The 15,372-nt window shown below is 65.1% G+C and carries 17 protein-coding genes and 1 pseudogene; 9 read left to right on the top strand and 9 right to left on the bottom strand.

Annotated features, from left to right (window positions below; genetic code table 11):
* The first annotated feature begins 129 nt into the window (after positions 1-129).
* On the top strand, positions 130-780 hold the full coding sequence (locus JN280_RS14915) for an MBL fold metallo-hydrolase (protein WP_202313174.1): 651 nt from the start codon (positions 130-132) through the stop codon (positions 778-780).
* A gap of 58 nt (positions 781-838) precedes the next feature.
* Here JN280_RS14915 and JN280_RS14910 read toward each other — a convergent pair.
* The 4 genes and pseudogenes from JN280_RS14910 to JN280_RS14895 form a co-directional block, all read right to left on the bottom strand.
* A pseudogene (locus JN280_RS14910) lies at positions 839-1,147 on the bottom strand (recombinase family protein); the annotation flags it as partial.
* Positions 1,148-1,215: 68 nt separating this feature from the next.
* Complete coding sequence (locus JN280_RS14905; protein ID WP_244743328.1) at positions 1,216-1,629, bottom strand: type II toxin-antitoxin system VapC family toxin; 414 nt, start codon at positions 1,627-1,629, stop codon at positions 1,216-1,218.
* Positions 1,626-1,898: a type II toxin-antitoxin system VapB family antitoxin gene (locus tag JN280_RS14900; RefSeq protein ID WP_202313173.1), complete on the bottom strand. Its 273-nt coding sequence runs from the start codon at positions 1,896-1,898 to the stop codon at positions 1,626-1,628. Before JN280_RS14900 ends, JN280_RS14905 begins: the two co-directional genes overlap by 4 nt.
* A gap of 337 nt (positions 1,899-2,235) precedes the next feature.
* Complete coding sequence (locus JN280_RS14895) at positions 2,236-2,403, bottom strand: hypothetical protein (RefSeq protein ID WP_202313172.1); 168 nt, start codon at positions 2,401-2,403, stop codon at positions 2,236-2,238.
* Between the two features lie 118 nt (positions 2,404-2,521).
* Between JN280_RS14895 and JN280_RS14890 the strand changes: the two genes are divergently transcribed.
* Together JN280_RS14890 and JN280_RS14885 are read left to right on the top strand one after the other, a co-directional pair.
* On the top strand, positions 2,522-2,812 hold the full coding sequence (locus JN280_RS14890) for a DUF982 domain-containing protein (RefSeq protein ID WP_202313171.1): 291 nt from the start codon (positions 2,522-2,524) through the stop codon (positions 2,810-2,812).
* 88 nt (positions 2,813-2,900) lie between these two features.
* Positions 2,901-3,044: a hypothetical protein gene (locus JN280_RS14885; RefSeq protein WP_202313170.1), complete on the top strand. Its 144-nt coding sequence runs from the start codon at positions 2,901-2,903 to the stop codon at positions 3,042-3,044.
* A 106-nt stretch (positions 3,045-3,150) separates the two neighbouring features.
* Here the strand turns inward: JN280_RS14885 and JN280_RS14880 are convergent, their stop codons facing one another.
* Positions 3,151-3,576 carry a PaaI family thioesterase gene (locus JN280_RS14880; protein ID WP_202313169.1) on the bottom strand — a complete coding sequence of 142 codons (426 nt, stop codon included), beginning with the start codon at positions 3,574-3,576 and terminating at the stop codon, positions 3,151-3,153.
* 265 nt (positions 3,577-3,841) lie between these two features.
* On the opposite strand from JN280_RS14880, the gene JN280_RS40000 reads away from it, so the two are divergent.
* Positions 3,842-3,973, top strand: coding sequence for a hypothetical protein (locus JN280_RS40000; protein WP_274609081.1), 132 nt, complete (start codon positions 3,842-3,844; stop codon positions 3,971-3,973).
* 4 nt (positions 3,974-3,977) lie between these two features.
* On the opposite strand, the gene JN280_RS14875 is transcribed toward JN280_RS40000, so the two are convergent.
* Entirely contained in the window at positions 3,978-5,132 is a 1,155-nt protein-coding gene (locus tag JN280_RS14875; RefSeq protein WP_202313167.1) for an OpgC family protein, read from the bottom strand.
* 191 nt (positions 5,133-5,323) lie between these two features.
* On the opposite strand from JN280_RS14875, the gene JN280_RS14870 reads away from it, so the two are divergent.
* Together JN280_RS14870 and JN280_RS14865 are read left to right on the top strand one after the other, a co-directional pair.
* On the top strand, positions 5,324-5,989 hold the full coding sequence (locus JN280_RS14870; RefSeq protein ID WP_202313166.1) for an alpha/beta hydrolase: 666 nt from the start codon (positions 5,324-5,326) through the stop codon (positions 5,987-5,989).
* A 280-nt stretch (positions 5,990-6,269) separates the two neighbouring features.
* Complete coding sequence (locus JN280_RS14865; protein WP_202313164.1) at positions 6,270-8,813, top strand: SH3 domain-containing protein; 2,544 nt, start codon at positions 6,270-6,272, stop codon at positions 8,811-8,813.
* Positions 8,814-8,910: 97 nt separating this feature from the next.
* On the opposite strand, the gene JN280_RS14860 is transcribed toward JN280_RS14865, so the two are convergent.
* Together JN280_RS14860 and JN280_RS14855 are read right to left on the bottom strand one after the other, a co-directional pair.
* Positions 8,911-9,405, bottom strand: coding sequence for an SRPBCC domain-containing protein (locus tag JN280_RS14860; protein ID WP_202313162.1), 495 nt, complete (start codon positions 9,403-9,405; stop codon positions 8,911-8,913).
* Between the two features lie 384 nt (positions 9,406-9,789).
* Positions 9,790-10,704, bottom strand: a complete 915-nt coding sequence (locus JN280_RS14855; protein ID WP_244743326.1) for a polyphosphate kinase 2 family protein — start codon at positions 10,702-10,704, stop codon at positions 9,790-9,792.
* A gap of 264 nt (positions 10,705-10,968) precedes the next feature.
* On the opposite strand from JN280_RS14855, the gene JN280_RS14850 reads away from it, so the two are divergent.
* Positions 10,969-11,298: a hypothetical protein gene (locus tag JN280_RS14850; protein ID WP_202313161.1), complete on the top strand. Its 330-nt coding sequence runs from the start codon at positions 10,969-10,971 to the stop codon at positions 11,296-11,298.
* 333 nt (positions 11,299-11,631) lie between these two features.
* Here the strand turns inward: JN280_RS14850 and JN280_RS14845 are convergent, their stop codons facing one another.
* Entirely contained in the window at positions 11,632-12,324 is a 693-nt protein-coding gene (locus JN280_RS14845; protein WP_202313160.1) for a TetR/AcrR family transcriptional regulator, read from the bottom strand.
* Between the two features lie 171 nt (positions 12,325-12,495).
* Here JN280_RS14845 and JN280_RS14840 point away from each other — a divergent pair, with 171 nt between their 5' ends.
* Both JN280_RS14840 and JN280_RS14835 read left to right on the top strand, forming a co-directional pair.
* Positions 12,496-13,683, top strand: a complete 1,188-nt coding sequence (locus JN280_RS14840) for an HlyD family secretion protein (RefSeq protein ID WP_202313159.1) — start codon at positions 12,496-12,498, stop codon at positions 13,681-13,683.
* Between the two features lie 75 nt (positions 13,684-13,758).
* Positions 13,759-15,294, top strand: coding sequence for a DHA2 family efflux MFS transporter permease subunit (locus JN280_RS14835; protein WP_244743536.1), 1,536 nt, complete (start codon positions 13,759-13,761; stop codon positions 15,292-15,294).
* The last annotated feature ends 78 nt before the right edge of the window (positions 15,295-15,372 follow it).

Below are 15,372 nucleotides of genomic sequence, written 5' to 3'. Positions count from 1 at the left end.
AATTTATTTTATGGCTCCCTCCAATTCTGGTCGTTTGCGAACCGGGAAAAGTACCTCTATTCAACGGCCTGCTCGAGCAACTCGCCAGCTCCATGCCTCCGCAACCCTGGGACGACAATGAAAAAATCTATGCTCTTCGCCGGTGCCATCTCCCTCACGTTTCTTGTCGGGATCCGGCTGGCCAGCCTCGCGGCCGCCGAAGAATTCCCGGCGGAATGGACGGAACCGACCAGGCCGTTCCGCATCGTCGGCGACATCTATTATGTCGGCACCAAGGGCCTCGCTGCCTATCTCATCCGGTCGGGCGGCGAAGCGGTGCTGATCGACGGCACCATGCCGGAAAATGCCGCGCTGGTCGAAGCCAATGTGGAAGCCCTCGGCATACCGCTCGGCGACGTCGACATCCTGCTCCTCAGCCATGCCCATATCGACCATGCCGGAGCCCTGGCCGAACTGAAGCGACGCAGCGGTGCGGCGGTCTATGCCAGCGAAGGCGACCGCTGGGCGCTCGAAAACGGCAAGCACGACGGCGACAGTGCCTATTCCTTTCCCACCTTCCCGCCGGTGACCGTCGACTATCGCCGCAGCTTCGGGACCGTCGGTGCGATGGAGGCCGACGTTGTCCTACCCTCCCACCCCGGCCTCGGCGGCGTTCTGCAGCGCGCCGCGCGGCGCGACGCCGGTGACCCCAGGGCCTTCGTCGACCGGGCGCTGCTGAAGCGCATCGTGGACGACGCCAGGGCGGCCTTCGAAAAGGAACTGTCCAAGGCGAAGCGGTAGGAGATCGGACCGCATTCCTCCGCCCCTTTGTCGAGGGCAGCGCTCGATCGACGACAGCAGTGACGATCGTCACACCCGCAAAGCGCAGCCGCTTGAACACACCCGCCACGTTTTCCTGATCGCGGCTGATGCGGTCCAGAGCCTCCGACAGCACCGTGTCGAAGCGGCCTGCCTGCGCGTCGGCCAGCAGCGACTAGATGCCGGATCGGATGAGCGACGCACCAGAAATAGCGCGGTCTGAATAGGTCTCCACCACCGTCCAGCCCTCGCGCGCCGCGCGCTCCCGGCACTGGCGCAACTGGTCCTCGATCGAGGCCTCACGCTGGTTATCGGAGGAATAGCGGGCGTAGAGGGCGACACGGGTCATAAGCTCAATCCTCTTCTCTTGTCCTTTGCTACGTCGCCGTTTTTCACCTCCGCTCGAACTCTCTGCATCTACAGCGACAGGGCGGATTGAACATCGGTCAGCGCGAAATCGTTGCCAACGTAGAGAAGTGGAGCCGAATGTCGTTTTGCGAGGGCATAGGCGAAGCAATCGCCGAAGTTCAGCCCGCCTCGCGTGCCGAATCCCTTGCCGTAGTCCAGACGCGCCCTCATGGCGGCCCGGGCAAGGTTCTCGTCTATGGGCCCTATCGATATCTGGAAGTCGGACAGAAACGCGTCGAGATCGGCAATTGCCTCGTGCCGATCTCCATCCTTGATCCTGCCCGCCATGACAGTGCCGGCCTCGACATAGTTCACCGCCGATATGAGACGCGAGGCATCCGTCCGGAGAGCGGCCATGCAGTCCGGCGCTTCCGTCTCCTCGAACAGGATCGCAATGATCGCGGACGAGTCGACGATCATCATCGGGAGACGCCAAGCTCTTCGGGCGTGTCGCCGACAGCTTCATCCCATTCCTGCTTGGTGACCGGGCGACGATCATAGCGGCCGGCGCGCTCGCGGACGAAAGCCTTCATGCGTGCGACGTAGTCGCCCTGAGCCTCCCGCTCGGCGCGCAGCCGCTCCAGCCGCTCACGCATCGCCTGGGTAATGGCGTCCGTCATGGTCTCGCCGGTCAAGCGGGACAATTCCCGCGCCAGCCGATCCGCTTCCTCCGTCTTGATGCTCAAGGCCATGACAACCACCTTTATAGATACGCAATCTAGATAGCATTTTCACATCGATCCTTCAACGGAAAAGACCGAAATCCTCGCTGCTATTGATCGTCACCTTCGCCGGAACGATGATCGCTTGCACTGAACCGGTTCTTGGGCGGTGCATTGTCATTGGCCGCGTGCATGGCCCTCTCGAAATCGCTTTGGATAGGGGCGCGAAGGACGCGTTGATGCTTGCGCGGGCCGAGACAATCGCGCTGTTGCAGAACCAAGTTGAGATGCCGACTGCAGGTGCAGCGCGTCAGCACCGCGCTGGTTTCAAATCTCGTTGCGCCGCAATGACATCTTCCCCTCAGAATCACGTTCGCTCCTGTCTGCCGGATGGCATCGTACCGACCCGCTCCGGCAGCCCTCTGGAGAACGCGATCGCGCCGCAAACCTTGAACTTACGCATCATCCCTCGCCGGGAATCGCGCATGATCTTCGGGCCGATGCGATAGTGCCTGCGGCGCATGGCCTCCTTCATCCTGCACTCCCTTCGAATGAGGCCGATGCAACGGACAGCCAAGTCGCGCGTTATCGGGCGCCCGCCTACGGTTTCAGGATTCCTTGCCGACTCCTGGCTTTCACAACTGGAGATCAAGATGAACGCACACCATTTCGCTCAGCCCGTTTCGATCTTCGTCGGCGTCGGCTTTCCGCGCGACATCGAGACGGTATCGGAAGCCTTCCAGGTGCTGATCGAATGGCATGGCCCCCGCAGCGTGTCCCATGCCATGGCGCTCGACGCCTGCCGGGCCGCGGCCTGCGGAGAGATCGACGCGTCGTCGGCACGCCTCGCCTTCGAGGAGTTCGCGCGCGTGCGCGGCATACTGGCGCCGGAAGCGCTGAATGAAAGCGTGCAACGCGCCGCAGAGGAGTGGATGGCCGCATAGCAGGCAGGCCCTCCGGCTGCTTGATATGGATCAAAGCGGGCCTGGGGCACCGCCTCCATGATCGAACCCACGATCAAAGGAGGCAACCATGCCAAGCGATTCCTTGTGGGTCATCGTCGCCGTGCTGGCGGTGTTCGGGTTCTTCACGGCAGCGGTCGTCTGGGCCGACGCGACCTGGCGACCGCGCCGCATTCTCCCCGACGAGCACCTGACCTCCGGCCAGAAGCGATAGGCGCCAGAGGCGACGAAGCCCCGAAACCCGAAGGCCATGCCCGTTCGGGCAAATCCACGAAAGACAAGGCAGCAGCGCAGATTGCAGGCAATGGCCGCGGGCTGTCTCAATCCTCCGACGGGCGCAGGACAAGCTGCGTCTGCGTCACGATCGCGGCGAGCTTTCCGTCGCCGCGGGTGATGCTGGTCTGCCAGACCAGGGTCTTGCGCCCTTTGTGGAGGCAGATGGAGGTGGCGCGGGCCGTGTCGCCGATCGGCACCGCGCGGAAGAAGTTGGTCTTGCTCTCGACCGTCGTCGTGCCCTCGCCGGGCGCGAGATTGAGGAAGGCTCCCGTTCCGCCGATATTGTCGGCGACACCCATCAGCGCCCCGCCATGCAACACGCCGTTGCGGTTTCCGAGCCCAGGTGTCGCCTCGAACTCGGCGATCACCTCGTCGGGCGTCGCACTGACGATGCGGAGCCCAAGCAATTGCGAGAAAGGCGGTTGATCCCGGGCGATCTCCTCGAGGCGGCTGCGATCTGCGTCGGCCATGTCTTCTCCTGCTCCAAAGCATGTCTCCCGAAAGCGTGCAGGGGTTTCGGATCAAAGACATTGGTCAAGCCCAAAACCTGCAGCGCGTCACGTGAATCCTTCTTCATGCGACGTGTTGTAGCCGCTGTGATTCCCGCCCGGCGCACCCAACTTGCCTGAGCGAACCGATCTCGTCGAGCCGCATGCCGCGAACCCGGCGGTCCGGCCGTTGCTCGACAGGGCACCGCCAGCGACATCACCCGGGGCCAGGCTCGAGCCCGGAAGAATGGGACAAGTCCTGCGGACCTCCGGCTACATCAGGAACATCGCCGATGCCTGCGGCTATTCCGGGAGCGATATCGACAGGATGCGTTCCGGCAACGGGCTGCGCGTCATGGAGGACGTCCGGGGCGAATGACCGTTCAACAGGACGGCGCGGCACGCAGGGCAGGCACGGCCGCTTCGCGCCGCGTCTCGCCGTGTGCGGTGCGCTTGCCCAGTCCCGCAAGCCATTCGAGATAATAGGCCAAAGCGAACTGGATGCCGATCCCCGACGCGATCAGCAGCGTGTCGAGGGCCAGACTTGCCGGAGCGAGTTGCTTCACGACCTGCGCAACCATCGCGACCACGGTGCCGGCAATGAACACCGGCAGCGACCGCTTGCCGAGGATCGCGAGCGGATGGTCGATCCGGGTGCGCAACAGGTTCGGAGCCGCTGTCGCCAGGAGATAGGCGACCGCCAGAATGTGCAGGAGCCGCGGCAGCGACAGGAACGTCTTGTCGAATCCCGTCAGGACCGCCGGCAGCCCGAGCCAGGCGTCGCGCCCCCACAGCGGGCTGTGCACCCAGGCCAACGAAATCACCACATAGGCGGCAGCCAGCCAGACCAGCCTGCGGTCGGCGGAGATACGGCCGCCTTGCGCCACATGCATCCGGCCCACGATCCCGATCATGAAGAGGAACTGCCAGGAAAGCGGGTTGAGGAACCAGAATCCGGCCTCCGGATAGTTCGGAGGCGCGATTTGCCATATCCCCGCCACCAGCCACAGCCCGCCCGACAGGCCGAGCGCAAGCGCGGGGCTTGCGCGCGCCGCGAGCAGGAAGACGGGGGACATCACGATCAGGGCCGCGTAGAGCGACAGGATGTTGTTGTAGCCGATCTGGTGACCGAGCGTGACGATGCCGACCAGCGCCCGCGCGGTGTCGCTTATCACCGGACCGATATTGATCTCGACCAGCAGCTCGGGGCGACTGGCATGCACCGCCGCGACGGCGAAGATGGCCAATGCCGTCATAGTGGTGACGATGTGCGAGGCGTAGAGTACGCCGGCACGGCGCCACATGCGCAGTGTCGTGACGAGCCGGCTGCCGGGCTTGAACTTCCCGCCATAGGCCAGCACGATCGAGATGCCCGAGATCAGCACAAAGGCCTCGGCCGCATCCGAAAAGCCGAAATTCCGGTAGGTCACATGTTCGAAGACGGTCCCCGGCACGTGATTGACGAAGATGGTCAGGAGGGCGAGGGCTCGAAGGACATCGATCCGCGTGTCGCGTTCCGTTCGGTTTTTTTCAGTCATCAGTCTTTGAGCCTCATCGGTCGGCAGCACGGCGCGACACGCGCCGCTTCGGTTGCGCATGGAAAACGCATCTCGGTGGCGAAAAGGGGCTTGAAATGCGCCCCGTCCGATCAATTTTGGAGGGCGTTGAAAACATTGCGTTTTGAAGCCGGCGAAGGAACGGAAGCAATGCCGGATCTCGGGGCTGGGCGATGAGCGGTATCTCTCCTGCTGCAGGCGGCGAAGACCCGGGCAGCGCGCTTTCCTTTCATTGCCGCATCCATCGACCGGCAGGCCCGGCCGGACTGACGCTCGTGCTGCTGCATGGTTCCGGTGCCGACGAAACGAGCCTGGTACCCCTGGCCAGGGAGATCGCGCCGGACGCCCTGCTGCTCGCCGTTCGCGGCCGCGTCGTGCAGGACGGCGGTCCGCGCTGGTTCGCGCGCGTCACGCCGACGCGATTCGTCCAGGAGAGCATCCGCGCCGAGGCGGCCGCCTTCGCCGGTTTCGCCAGGAGTGCGGCGGGAGCCTTGCGGTTCGACCTCTCCCGAGCCGTCTTCCTCGGCTATTCGAACGGCGCCAATCTCGTGACCAGCGTGATGCTGCTCAACCCTGACGTGATCACCCGTGCCGTGCTCCTGCGCGCGATACCGGTGTTGGACCACGTGCCCGGCACCGACCTGTCGGCGGCGCGCATCCTGGCCATATCGGGCACTGCCGACGTCACCTACGCGCCTTTCGCATCCACTCTGGTGGAACTGCTGCGCCGGCACGGCGCCGAGGTGGAGGACCGCGTCGTACCGGCCGGCCACGAATTCGGCGCCGACGATGCGGCCCTTGCCCGCGACTGGCTGATGAAGCTCCAACGGCGGCACTGAACGGTTCGGCCGCGTCCCTCCGGTCTGGCGGCTGTCTCGTCATCGACGTCGGCACGATGGCCCGTAAGAAGACCGCTCTCACTTTGGAAGGAATGACTGTCACGTTTGCACGTGTCCGATTTACCATATCCAAACAACAGCATATCAGACAGACCAGGTTTTCCGGTCCGTGCTCCGAAGCAGAGAAGCAGACGCTTGCCTGTCATTTCTGATGGGCTAGTTTGTCCGCGTCGGCTGACCGCATTGTGTAGCCGCCCAGGACACGGAAGAGGCCGCAGACATGACCAGACTGGTTATCTTGACGATATCAGCCGCACTCGCGGCAAGCTCCGCTCTGGCGGACCCCGCCGTCACGACCGCGAATGTGAACCTCCGTGAAGGCCCCGGCACGAACTACAGAAGCCTCGGCACCATTCCCGACGAGACGCAGGTCGAACTCGGCGACTGCGACAGCGGAGGCGCCTGGTGCGTCGTCTCCTGGGAGGGAAACCAGGGCTTCGTCGCCGGCAGGTATCTGGTCGCGCAGCAGGCCGACACCACGAACCCGGGTTGGCCTCGAACCTACGCCACCGACAAGGGCGCAGAGATCGTGCTCTATCAGCCGCAGGTCACTGATTGGCCGAACTTCGCCGAGGTAAACGCCCTGGTTGCTGCCGAATACAAGCAGGACAAGGACGCCAGGCCGGTCTTCGGCGTCATCGGGCTGACCGGGCGCACCGTCGCGGACAAGGAATCCGGCGACGTCGTGATCAGTGACATCAAGACGACCGAACTCAACTTCTCCGCGCTCGACCGCGGCCAGCTCGGCGACCTCGCGCTCGAGGTCGGCAAGGTCTTGCCGACCGGGGCCATCACCGTGTCCGAGAACCGGCTGGCCGCCAGCCTGGCCGATTACAAGCGTCTGGACGATGTCTCGGACCTGAAATCCGACCCGCCGCCCATCTTCGCCAGCAAGGTGCCGGCGATCCTGCTGCAGACCGACGGCAAGGAGGTCGTCGCTCCGGTGAAAAGTGTCGAGGGCCTGTCCTTCGTCGTCAACACCAACTGGGACCTGTTCAAGGTCGATGCCGACGGCAGCTACTATCTGCGCGACGACAAGGCGTGGCTGACGTCGAAGAGCCTGACCGGCGACTGGCAGGCGGCCACGACCTTGCCGGAAGTGCTGTCCAGACTGCCCGACGACGACAACTGGAAGGACGCCAGGGCTGCCATGCCGCCCGCGGCGCCTGAGGAAGGCAAGACGCCAAAGGTCATCTACGCGGACAAGCCGTCGGAACTCATCACCTTCGACGGCGAGCCGGCACTGCAGCCGGTGCCGGGCACCGGGCTGGAATGGGCGTCGAACAGCCATAGCGACGTGTTCTTCCGCAAAGCGGACGCCAAATGGTACATCCTGCTGTCCGGCCGCTGGTTCTCCTCCGCCTCGCTCGACGGTCCCTGGGTCTTCGCCACCCCTGACCTGCCGCAGGATTTCCAGAACATTCCGCAGGATGCACCCTATTACACGGTGCGGTCCTCCGTCCCGGGAACGTCCGAGAGCGCCGAGGCCAGGCTGAAGGCGAGCATCCCCGAAATGGCGCGCGTCTCCACCGACGGCTCCGTGAAGGTCGATGTCGCCTATAGCGGCGATCCCAAATTCGAGCCGATCGAGGGCACGTCGCTGCAGTACGCGGTCAACACCAATGAGGAGGTGATCCAGGTCGGCAACAAATATTACGTGCTGAAGGACGGCGTCTGGTTCGTCGGCGACAGTCCGACCGGGCCGTTCGCCGTCGCGACCTCCGTTCCGGACGAGATCTACAAGATCCCGCCGTCCTCGCCGGTCTACAACGCAACCTATGTGCGCATCTACGACACCGACGACGATGCCGTCTGGTTCGGCTACACTGCCGGCTATCTCGGCGCCTATCTCGCCTGGGACGCCCTGGTGTATGGCACCGGGTGGGTCTATCACGACTACTGGGACTATGGCTGGGCGGGCGGCTACTGGCCTTATTATCCCCGCCCGGTGACCTACGGTGTGGGCGCCTTCTACAATCCGGCACGCGGCACCTTCGGCCGTTACGGCTATGCTTACGGCCCCTATCGCGGCATTGCGGGCGGCGCGGCCTACAATCCGCGCACGGGCACTTACATCCGGGGCGGCGCAGTCGCCGGTCCGGCCGGCGAACGCGGCTTCATCAGCGCCTACAATCCGCGCACCGGCAACGCCGCCTTCGCACGCGGCGGCCAGAGTATCTATGGCTCCTGGGGCTCGGCAGGCGTCAAGCACGGCTCGGAATGGGCGCGTGCCGGCGGCGGCACGACGGCGGCCGGCGGCGCCGGAGCGCATTGGAACACTTCGGCCGGCAACCAGGGTTTCGTCGCGCGCGGCCGGGGTGGCGACGTCTATGCCGGCCGCGACGGCAATGTCTACCGCAACCAGAACGGCCAATGGGAGAAACGCGGCGACGGCGGCTGGTCGCCGGTGCAGAAGCCGTCGACGGCCGACCTGAAGCAGTCCGGCGAGAATTTCGCAGCCAGGCATCCCGACGCCGCCGACAGGATCAACCGGAACGGTGGAGGTCAGGCAACACAACAGGCCTCGGGGCGAGCCCGGCAGGCAGCTCCCGATCATCTCGGGCTCGACCGCGCAGGCCGCCAGGTCGGCAACCAGCGCGCCATGGAGTTCCGCAGCGCCAACCGGCCGCCGATGGTCCGCGCTCCGGAGTTCCGGGGTGGCGGCGACTTCGGTGGCGGCGGTTTCGGTGGTGGAGGCTTCCATGGTGGCGGGGGTTTCCGCGGCGGAGGCGGCTTCGGCGGCGGTGGTTTTCACCGGCGCTGACCTCCAGCGCGGGAACATGGGACCCGCGCGGGCTTCCGCTCGGGTCCTGCGGACTACCGGCTCTGATCCGGAGGGCGGAGCGGCCGCCCTCGCCTTGTCACCGTTGACCGGTCGCCGGTTCCGTTCCCGCCTCGAACCGGCGTGCAAGCTGCTCGAGGCTGAGCCGCGCGCCGGCATCGTTGTCTTCGGGCCGCAGGCCCGGTGGAAGGTTTTCGAACAACAGCATAACTTCTGTCCCGCCCCTCACCGGCTGAAAGGTCGCGGTCATCGTCATGACGCCGGCGAAGCCCGGATCGTCGCTGACGAAGCGGACGGCCTCGACGATACGGCGCGGCGGCGAGAGCTCCACGAAACGCACCTCGACCATGTCCTCCCTGTCCCTTGTCTTGCCGCGACGGTCATGCTCGTCGGTCGGATAGAACAGCGACATCCGATAGCCGCCGCCGATCCGCGCATCGAATTGATGGATCCTGCCCGTCATCTCGGCCGGCGGCAGCCAGGCCGCCAGCGCCTCCGGGTCGACAAAGGCTCCATAGAGCGCTTCAGGGCCCGCCCTGATCACGCGCGCTGCATGTGACGTTGCTCCAGTCATCCGACGCCTCCCTTTCGTTCCGAAAGTAGCGCCGAAAACCGTTTTGATTCAATGCGGCAGCCTGCACAGCTTTCAACAGGATGGCGTCCGGCGCCGGGCGGTGTGTCTCATCCGCCTGCCGACACCCGGCCGGGTCCCCGCTGCTCCCGGCGTTCGCTGGCCTTTCATCGTGCCACCGGCGCGCCCGCCTCGCGGGGAGAAGACCGATGTCGCCACCGGCTTCGCCAATCGTCAGCGTTGCAGATCGAGCGCCGTGGTCGCGGCAGGCCGTCTTCTCCCCGTCCTTCACGGGGAGAAGACGCCGATCCACCCTCCGCAGTTGCTGCGGAGGACGGGCAGGCAGATGAGGGCGGCGCAAACGATCGAAATCCAGGGCTGGCCGTCTCAGGACTTCTCCGCCATCAACGCCTTGCGCGTCTCTTCCATCTCCTTGAGCGCCTCGTCGTCGACTGGCGGAAACTTGGGATCGAGCCGTTCCAGCCGATCCACGATGGTGGCTGCGATCACCAGCCGCGTGAACCACTTGTTGTCGGCCGGCACCACATGCCAGGGCGCCGTCTTTGTTGCGGTGTGGCGGATCATGTCCTCATAGGCCGCCATATAGGCATCCCAATGGCCGCGCTCGACGATGTCCCCGGCGGAGAACTTCCAGCGCTTGTCCGGCTCGTCGATCCGTTCGAGGAAACGCCGCTTCTGCTCCTCCTTCGATACATGCAGGAAGAATTTGAGGATGACCGTGCCGTTGCGCACCAGATGTTCCTCGAAGGCGGCGATGCTCGCGAAACGCTCCTCCCAGACCTGGTCGGTGACCAGTTCCGGCGGCAGGTTCTGCCCGGCGAGGATTTCCGGATGCACCCGAACCACCAGCACTTCCTCATAGTAGGATCGGTTGAAGATGCCGATGCGCCCACGTTCAGGCAGCTTGATCGCCGCACGCCACAGGAAATCGTGGCGCAGTTCGGTCGCGCTCGGCGCCTTGAACGAGGTCACGTCGCAACCCTGCGGGTTTATGCCCGACATGACATGCTCGATGGCACTGTCCTTGCCGGCCGCGTCGATCGCCTGCAGGACGATCAGCACCGACCAACGGCCCTCCGCATAGAGCCTCTCTTGCAGGTCGCGAAGCCGCTTGACGCCCTGGGCGAGCAATTGCTTGGCGTCGTCCTTCTCTATGTCGAGCCCCAGCGTATCGGCCGGGTCGATGTCGGCGAGCCGCAACTTCTTGCCTTTCCTGACTCGGAAGACCTTGACGATCTCGGCCGGAACCATGCCGGCGAGCTCCTTCGGTTCGTCGGCCATTCGTCGTCTCCCGTCATTTCGCCGCAGGATGGATCGTCAGGCGGTCGTTCTTCCTGTCCATAATCGTCCATCCTCCCGCCTCGCCCCAGTCCGACCTGAACGGGAGAGTCCGACCTGAACGGGAGGCGGTCGATCGTAGCGCCATTCGCATTCGGCGTCCATGAAGCACGCGCCCGTGGCCCATGCCACCCGAGCCGACCTTTCCGGATGTCCTTGCGCGTCGGCCGCCGACGATCCATCTTCGCACCAGGGGGATGATCTGAGATGCGATTCCTGTTTGCCGTATTGCTGACGAGTGTCGGCGCCGCGCCGGCACACGCCGGCTGCGCCAACTATGTCGACGGTTCGCTGAGCCGGCCGGCGCCGCGGGCGAAGATCTGCTTCAAGGGTGTCTGCGAAGTGACCACCCTCGACTTCGGCTGCGGCAACGCTACCAGCCTGTCCGCCGGATTTGCGAATGGCTGGCGCATTTCGGAGGATCCGAAGAACGGCCTCGTGATCGAGCGCAAGGGGCGAAGAGTGCCGGTCTCCGACCACGACCAGGTCCAATGCGTGGAAATCGACCCCGGCGGCTGCGACGGTTCGGCTGTATAGGCGACGGCGTCTTTGCCTGCGACGTCTCTGCCAAGCCGTGCGCGTTTCCTGCACCCTCGGGTCCCGGCCGTCATTTCACGGCAACGGATCTTCGCACACCGTAGCGCCCCGTGCTCAGGCCCGAGGATGCCTATTGCGCGGGAGGCTGCAGCCGATCATCCAGTTCATCGCCCATCGGCGCGTAGCAGCGCCGCCTCCACTTCGTCATCCTCGGGCGCGGAGGCGAGCGAAGCGAAGCCGGAGGCTGACCCGAGGATCCATGCCGTGACATGACGGCAGCCGCGACGCTTCCATGAGGGGTCCCTTCGCCCACCCATCATAGGTCGCCGCACGCTATCCGCGCTTGTCCGCCGCATAAGCCTTCAGGAACACATCGACGCCGGCAGTCACGATCCGCGTGATCTCGGCCTCGGTCGGCGTCTTGGTCCGGTAGCCGAACAGGCATTGGCGGAATATGCGCGCCATGCACAGGTCGACAAACTGATAGGCGGCAAGGTCGATGTCGGGAATGTCGAGCTTGCCCGCCTCCACCGCCCGCGTGAGATAGGCGACCAGGCGTTCATGACCCTTCTTGGGGCCGCGCTCGTAGAAGCGCACGCCGAGTTCCGGCATGCGCTCGCAGATGCTGATCACGGTGCGCTGCGCCCTCAGCACCATGGGCGAGGTGATCTTGCGCGCCAGCGCGATGCCGTAGCGGACGAGGGTCTCCCGCACGTCGCCGTCCCCGCTCTCCAGCGCTTCGTAGAGATTGCCGAAAATCGACTGCCGCTCCTCGTCGATGAGGGCCTCGAACAGTTCTTCCTTGTTGGCGAAATAGACATAGATCGTGCCTTTCGACACGCCCGCCTCACGCGTGATGTCGTTCATGGACGCCGCGTCGAAGCCGAGATTGATGAAGACGCGCCGTGCGCCTTCCAGTATCTGTCGGCGTTTGTCCGGATCCTGGCCCGCCGCCCTGCGTCCGCGACGGTTTTCTGCCGGCACCTCGCCCTCCGCGGGTGGAACCGCCATCGTGTCGGTGCTCATCGTTTCCTCGAACTTTTTTCGAACCGCTCGGTTCGATTGGCCTTGATATGCCCGCTTTCTTGCGCTACGTCAAGTTCGAACCGAACGGTTCGGTTCAACTGGCTTCTGCCGCATCGCGGCCGTCGGGCCAGCATCTTTCAAGGAATCAGCGTCCTTCAGGGAACAGATGTCATGTCCGCTCGCGCCGCGTCCGAACCCTTGCCGACGATCCACTCCGTGACGACGCTGAAGGCCGAGCAGGAACGCCCCCATCCCGTGCCGGTTCCTGCCCGCGCCCCGGAAGCGCCTGCACGCAAGCGCCGCTCGGCCAAGTCGCTCCTGCTGCCGATCCTCGGCATCGCCGTTCTCGCCGCCGCCGGCTTGTACGGCCATGAATACTGGACCGAGGGCCGTTTCATGATCTCGACCGACGACGCCTATGTGCAGGCCGACATGGCCTTCGTCGCGCCGAAGATCACCGGCTATGTCGCGCGCCTCGACGCCGAGGAGAACCAGCACGTCAAAACAGGCGATCCGCTGGTGACCATCGACGACGGCGACTACCGCATCGCGCTGGCTCAGGCGGAAGCGCAGATCGACGTCCAGAACAAGACGCTGGAGCGTATCACCGCCCAGATCCGGGCCGGGCGCGCCGCCCTCGGCCAGGCGGAGGCCCAGAAGACGGCAGCTGCGGCCGCGGCGACCAACGCCGCCCGCACGGCCGACCGCACTGCGCAGCTTGTCAAGACCAATGTATCGACCCAGGCCCAGCTCGACGACGCCAGGACCGCGCTCGACCAGGCCAATGCCGCGCTCGCCGGCGCCGACGCCCAGGTCGAAAGCGCCAAGGCCAATATCGGCGTGCTCGAGGCGCAGTATCAGGAGGCGGAGTCGGTCCTCCCCAATCTGAGGCTCGCGCACGACAAGGCCGCGCGCGATCTCTCCTTCACCGTGCTTCGGGCGCCCTATGACGGCGTCGTCGGCAACCGTTCGGTCGAGCAGGGCGATCTCGTCTCGCCCGGCCAGAAGCTCGCCGCCATCGTGCCGCTGAACAAGCTCTACATCGTCGCCAACTTCAAGGAGACGCAGCTCCCGCAGCTTGTGCCGGGGGAGAAGGTCCACTTCCGGGTCGATGCCATCGACGATGCCGCCTTCGAAGGCACCGTCTCCTCCCTGTCGCCAGCCTCGGGTGCGGTCTTCTCCCTGCTGCCGCCCAACAACGCCACCGGCAACTTCACCAAGATCGTGCAGCGCCTCCCGGTCCGTATCGACGTTTCCGAGGCGGCACTGAATTCCGGCAAGCTGCGCGCCGGCCTGTCGGTCATTGTCGATGTCGACAGCCGCACGGCCCCGCCTTCGACCACGGCGAGCCTGCACTAAGGCACGAGGAATGCTGTCATGGCCAGCACAACCGCCACGGTAAGCCTGCCGGCAGCCGCGCCGCAGCGCGACGCCATGCCGAGCACGCGCCGCATCGTCGCCTTCCTGGCGATGGTGTTCGGCATGTTCATGGCCATCCTCGACATCCAGATCGTCTCGGCATCGCTGGCCGAGATCCAGGCCGGCCTCGGCGCCAGCGCCGACGAGATCTCCTGGGTGCAGACCTCCTATCTGATCGCCGAAGTGGTCATGATCCCGCTGTCGGGTTTCCTGTCGCGGCTCCTCTCCACCCGTGTCCTGTTCGCTGTGTCGGCTGCCGGCTTCACTCTGGCGAGCGCGCTCTGCGCCACCGCCACCAGCCTCGAGCAGATGATCGTCTATCGCGCGTTGCAGGGCTTCATCGGCGGCGGCATGATCCCCAGCGTCTTCGCCGCCGCCTTCACCATCTTCCCGCCGTCGCGCCGCGCCGTCGTCTCGCCGATGATCGGTCTGGTAGCAACGCTCGCCCCCACCATCGGCCCGACGGTCGGCGGCTATATCAGCCATGCCATGTCCTGGCACTGGCTGTTCCTCGTCAACGTGGTCCCCGGTGTCTTCGTCACCATCGCCGCCTGGACGCTGATCGACTTCGACAAGCCCGAGCGCGGCCTGCTGGCGAAGTTCGACTGGTGGGGGCTCGCCGGCATGGCCGCCTTCCTCGGCTCGCTCGAATTTGTGCTGGAGGAAGGGCCGCGCAACGACTGGCTGCAGGACGAGAGCGTCTTCATCTTCAGCATCGTCCTCGTCGTCGGCGCCATCGTCTTCTTTGCCCGCGTCTTGACCCGGGAGGAACCGATCGTCGACCTGCGCGCCTTCAAGGACGTCAACTTCGCGCTGGGCTCGTTGTTCTCCTTCGTGCTGGGCATCGGCCTCTACGGGCTGACCTATCTTTATCCGATCTTCCTCGGCCGCATTCGCGGCTACGATTCCCTGATGATCGGCGAGGCGCTGTTCGTCAGCGGCCTCGCCATGTTCCTGACCGCGCCACTGGCCGGCTTCCTGTCGACCCGCCTCGACCTGCGCGCCATCATGATGGTGGGCTTCCTCGGCTTCGCCGCCGGCACCTGGCGCATGACCTATCTCACCGCGGACTGGGATTTCCACGAGTTGCTGGTCCCGCAGATCCTGCGCGGCATGTCGCTGATGCTATGCATGGTGCCGATCAACAATCTGGCGCTGGGTACCTTGCCGCCCGACCGGCTGAAGAACGCCTCCGGCCTGTTCAATCTCACGCGCAATGTCGGCGGCGCGGTCGGGTTGGCCGTCATCAACACCGTGCTCATCCACCGCAGCGACTTCCATTTCTCGCGGCTGGCCGAGTATGTGCGCTGGGGCAACCCGCAGGCCGAAGAGATGCTCGCCGACATGGCGCGCAACTTCAACGCCCGCGGGCTCGACGGCGAGGCCGTGGCATTGGCTCGGCTCGACGCCATGGTCAACCACCAGGCGGCGGTGATGTCCTTCATCGATGTCTTCTATCTGCTGACGGTGCTGTTCGCCTCGCTCGCCATCTTCGCCGTGCTGATGCGCAAACCTCCCGCCTCGGCCGGCGGTGGCGGCGGCGGTCACTGAACCGCCGCCGCAGCCAATCCAGGGCCGAGGAGGTCGGCCTCCGCGGCACATGACGACGCCGCGACATTTCATGCCGGG

Source organism: Mesorhizobium sp. L-8-10, assembly GCF_016756635.1.
Taxonomy (GTDB): domain Bacteria; phylum Pseudomonadota; class Alphaproteobacteria; order Rhizobiales; family Rhizobiaceae.
Note: the sequence above shows the minus strand (reverse complement) of the source record. Positions and strands in the feature narration are given on the sequence as shown.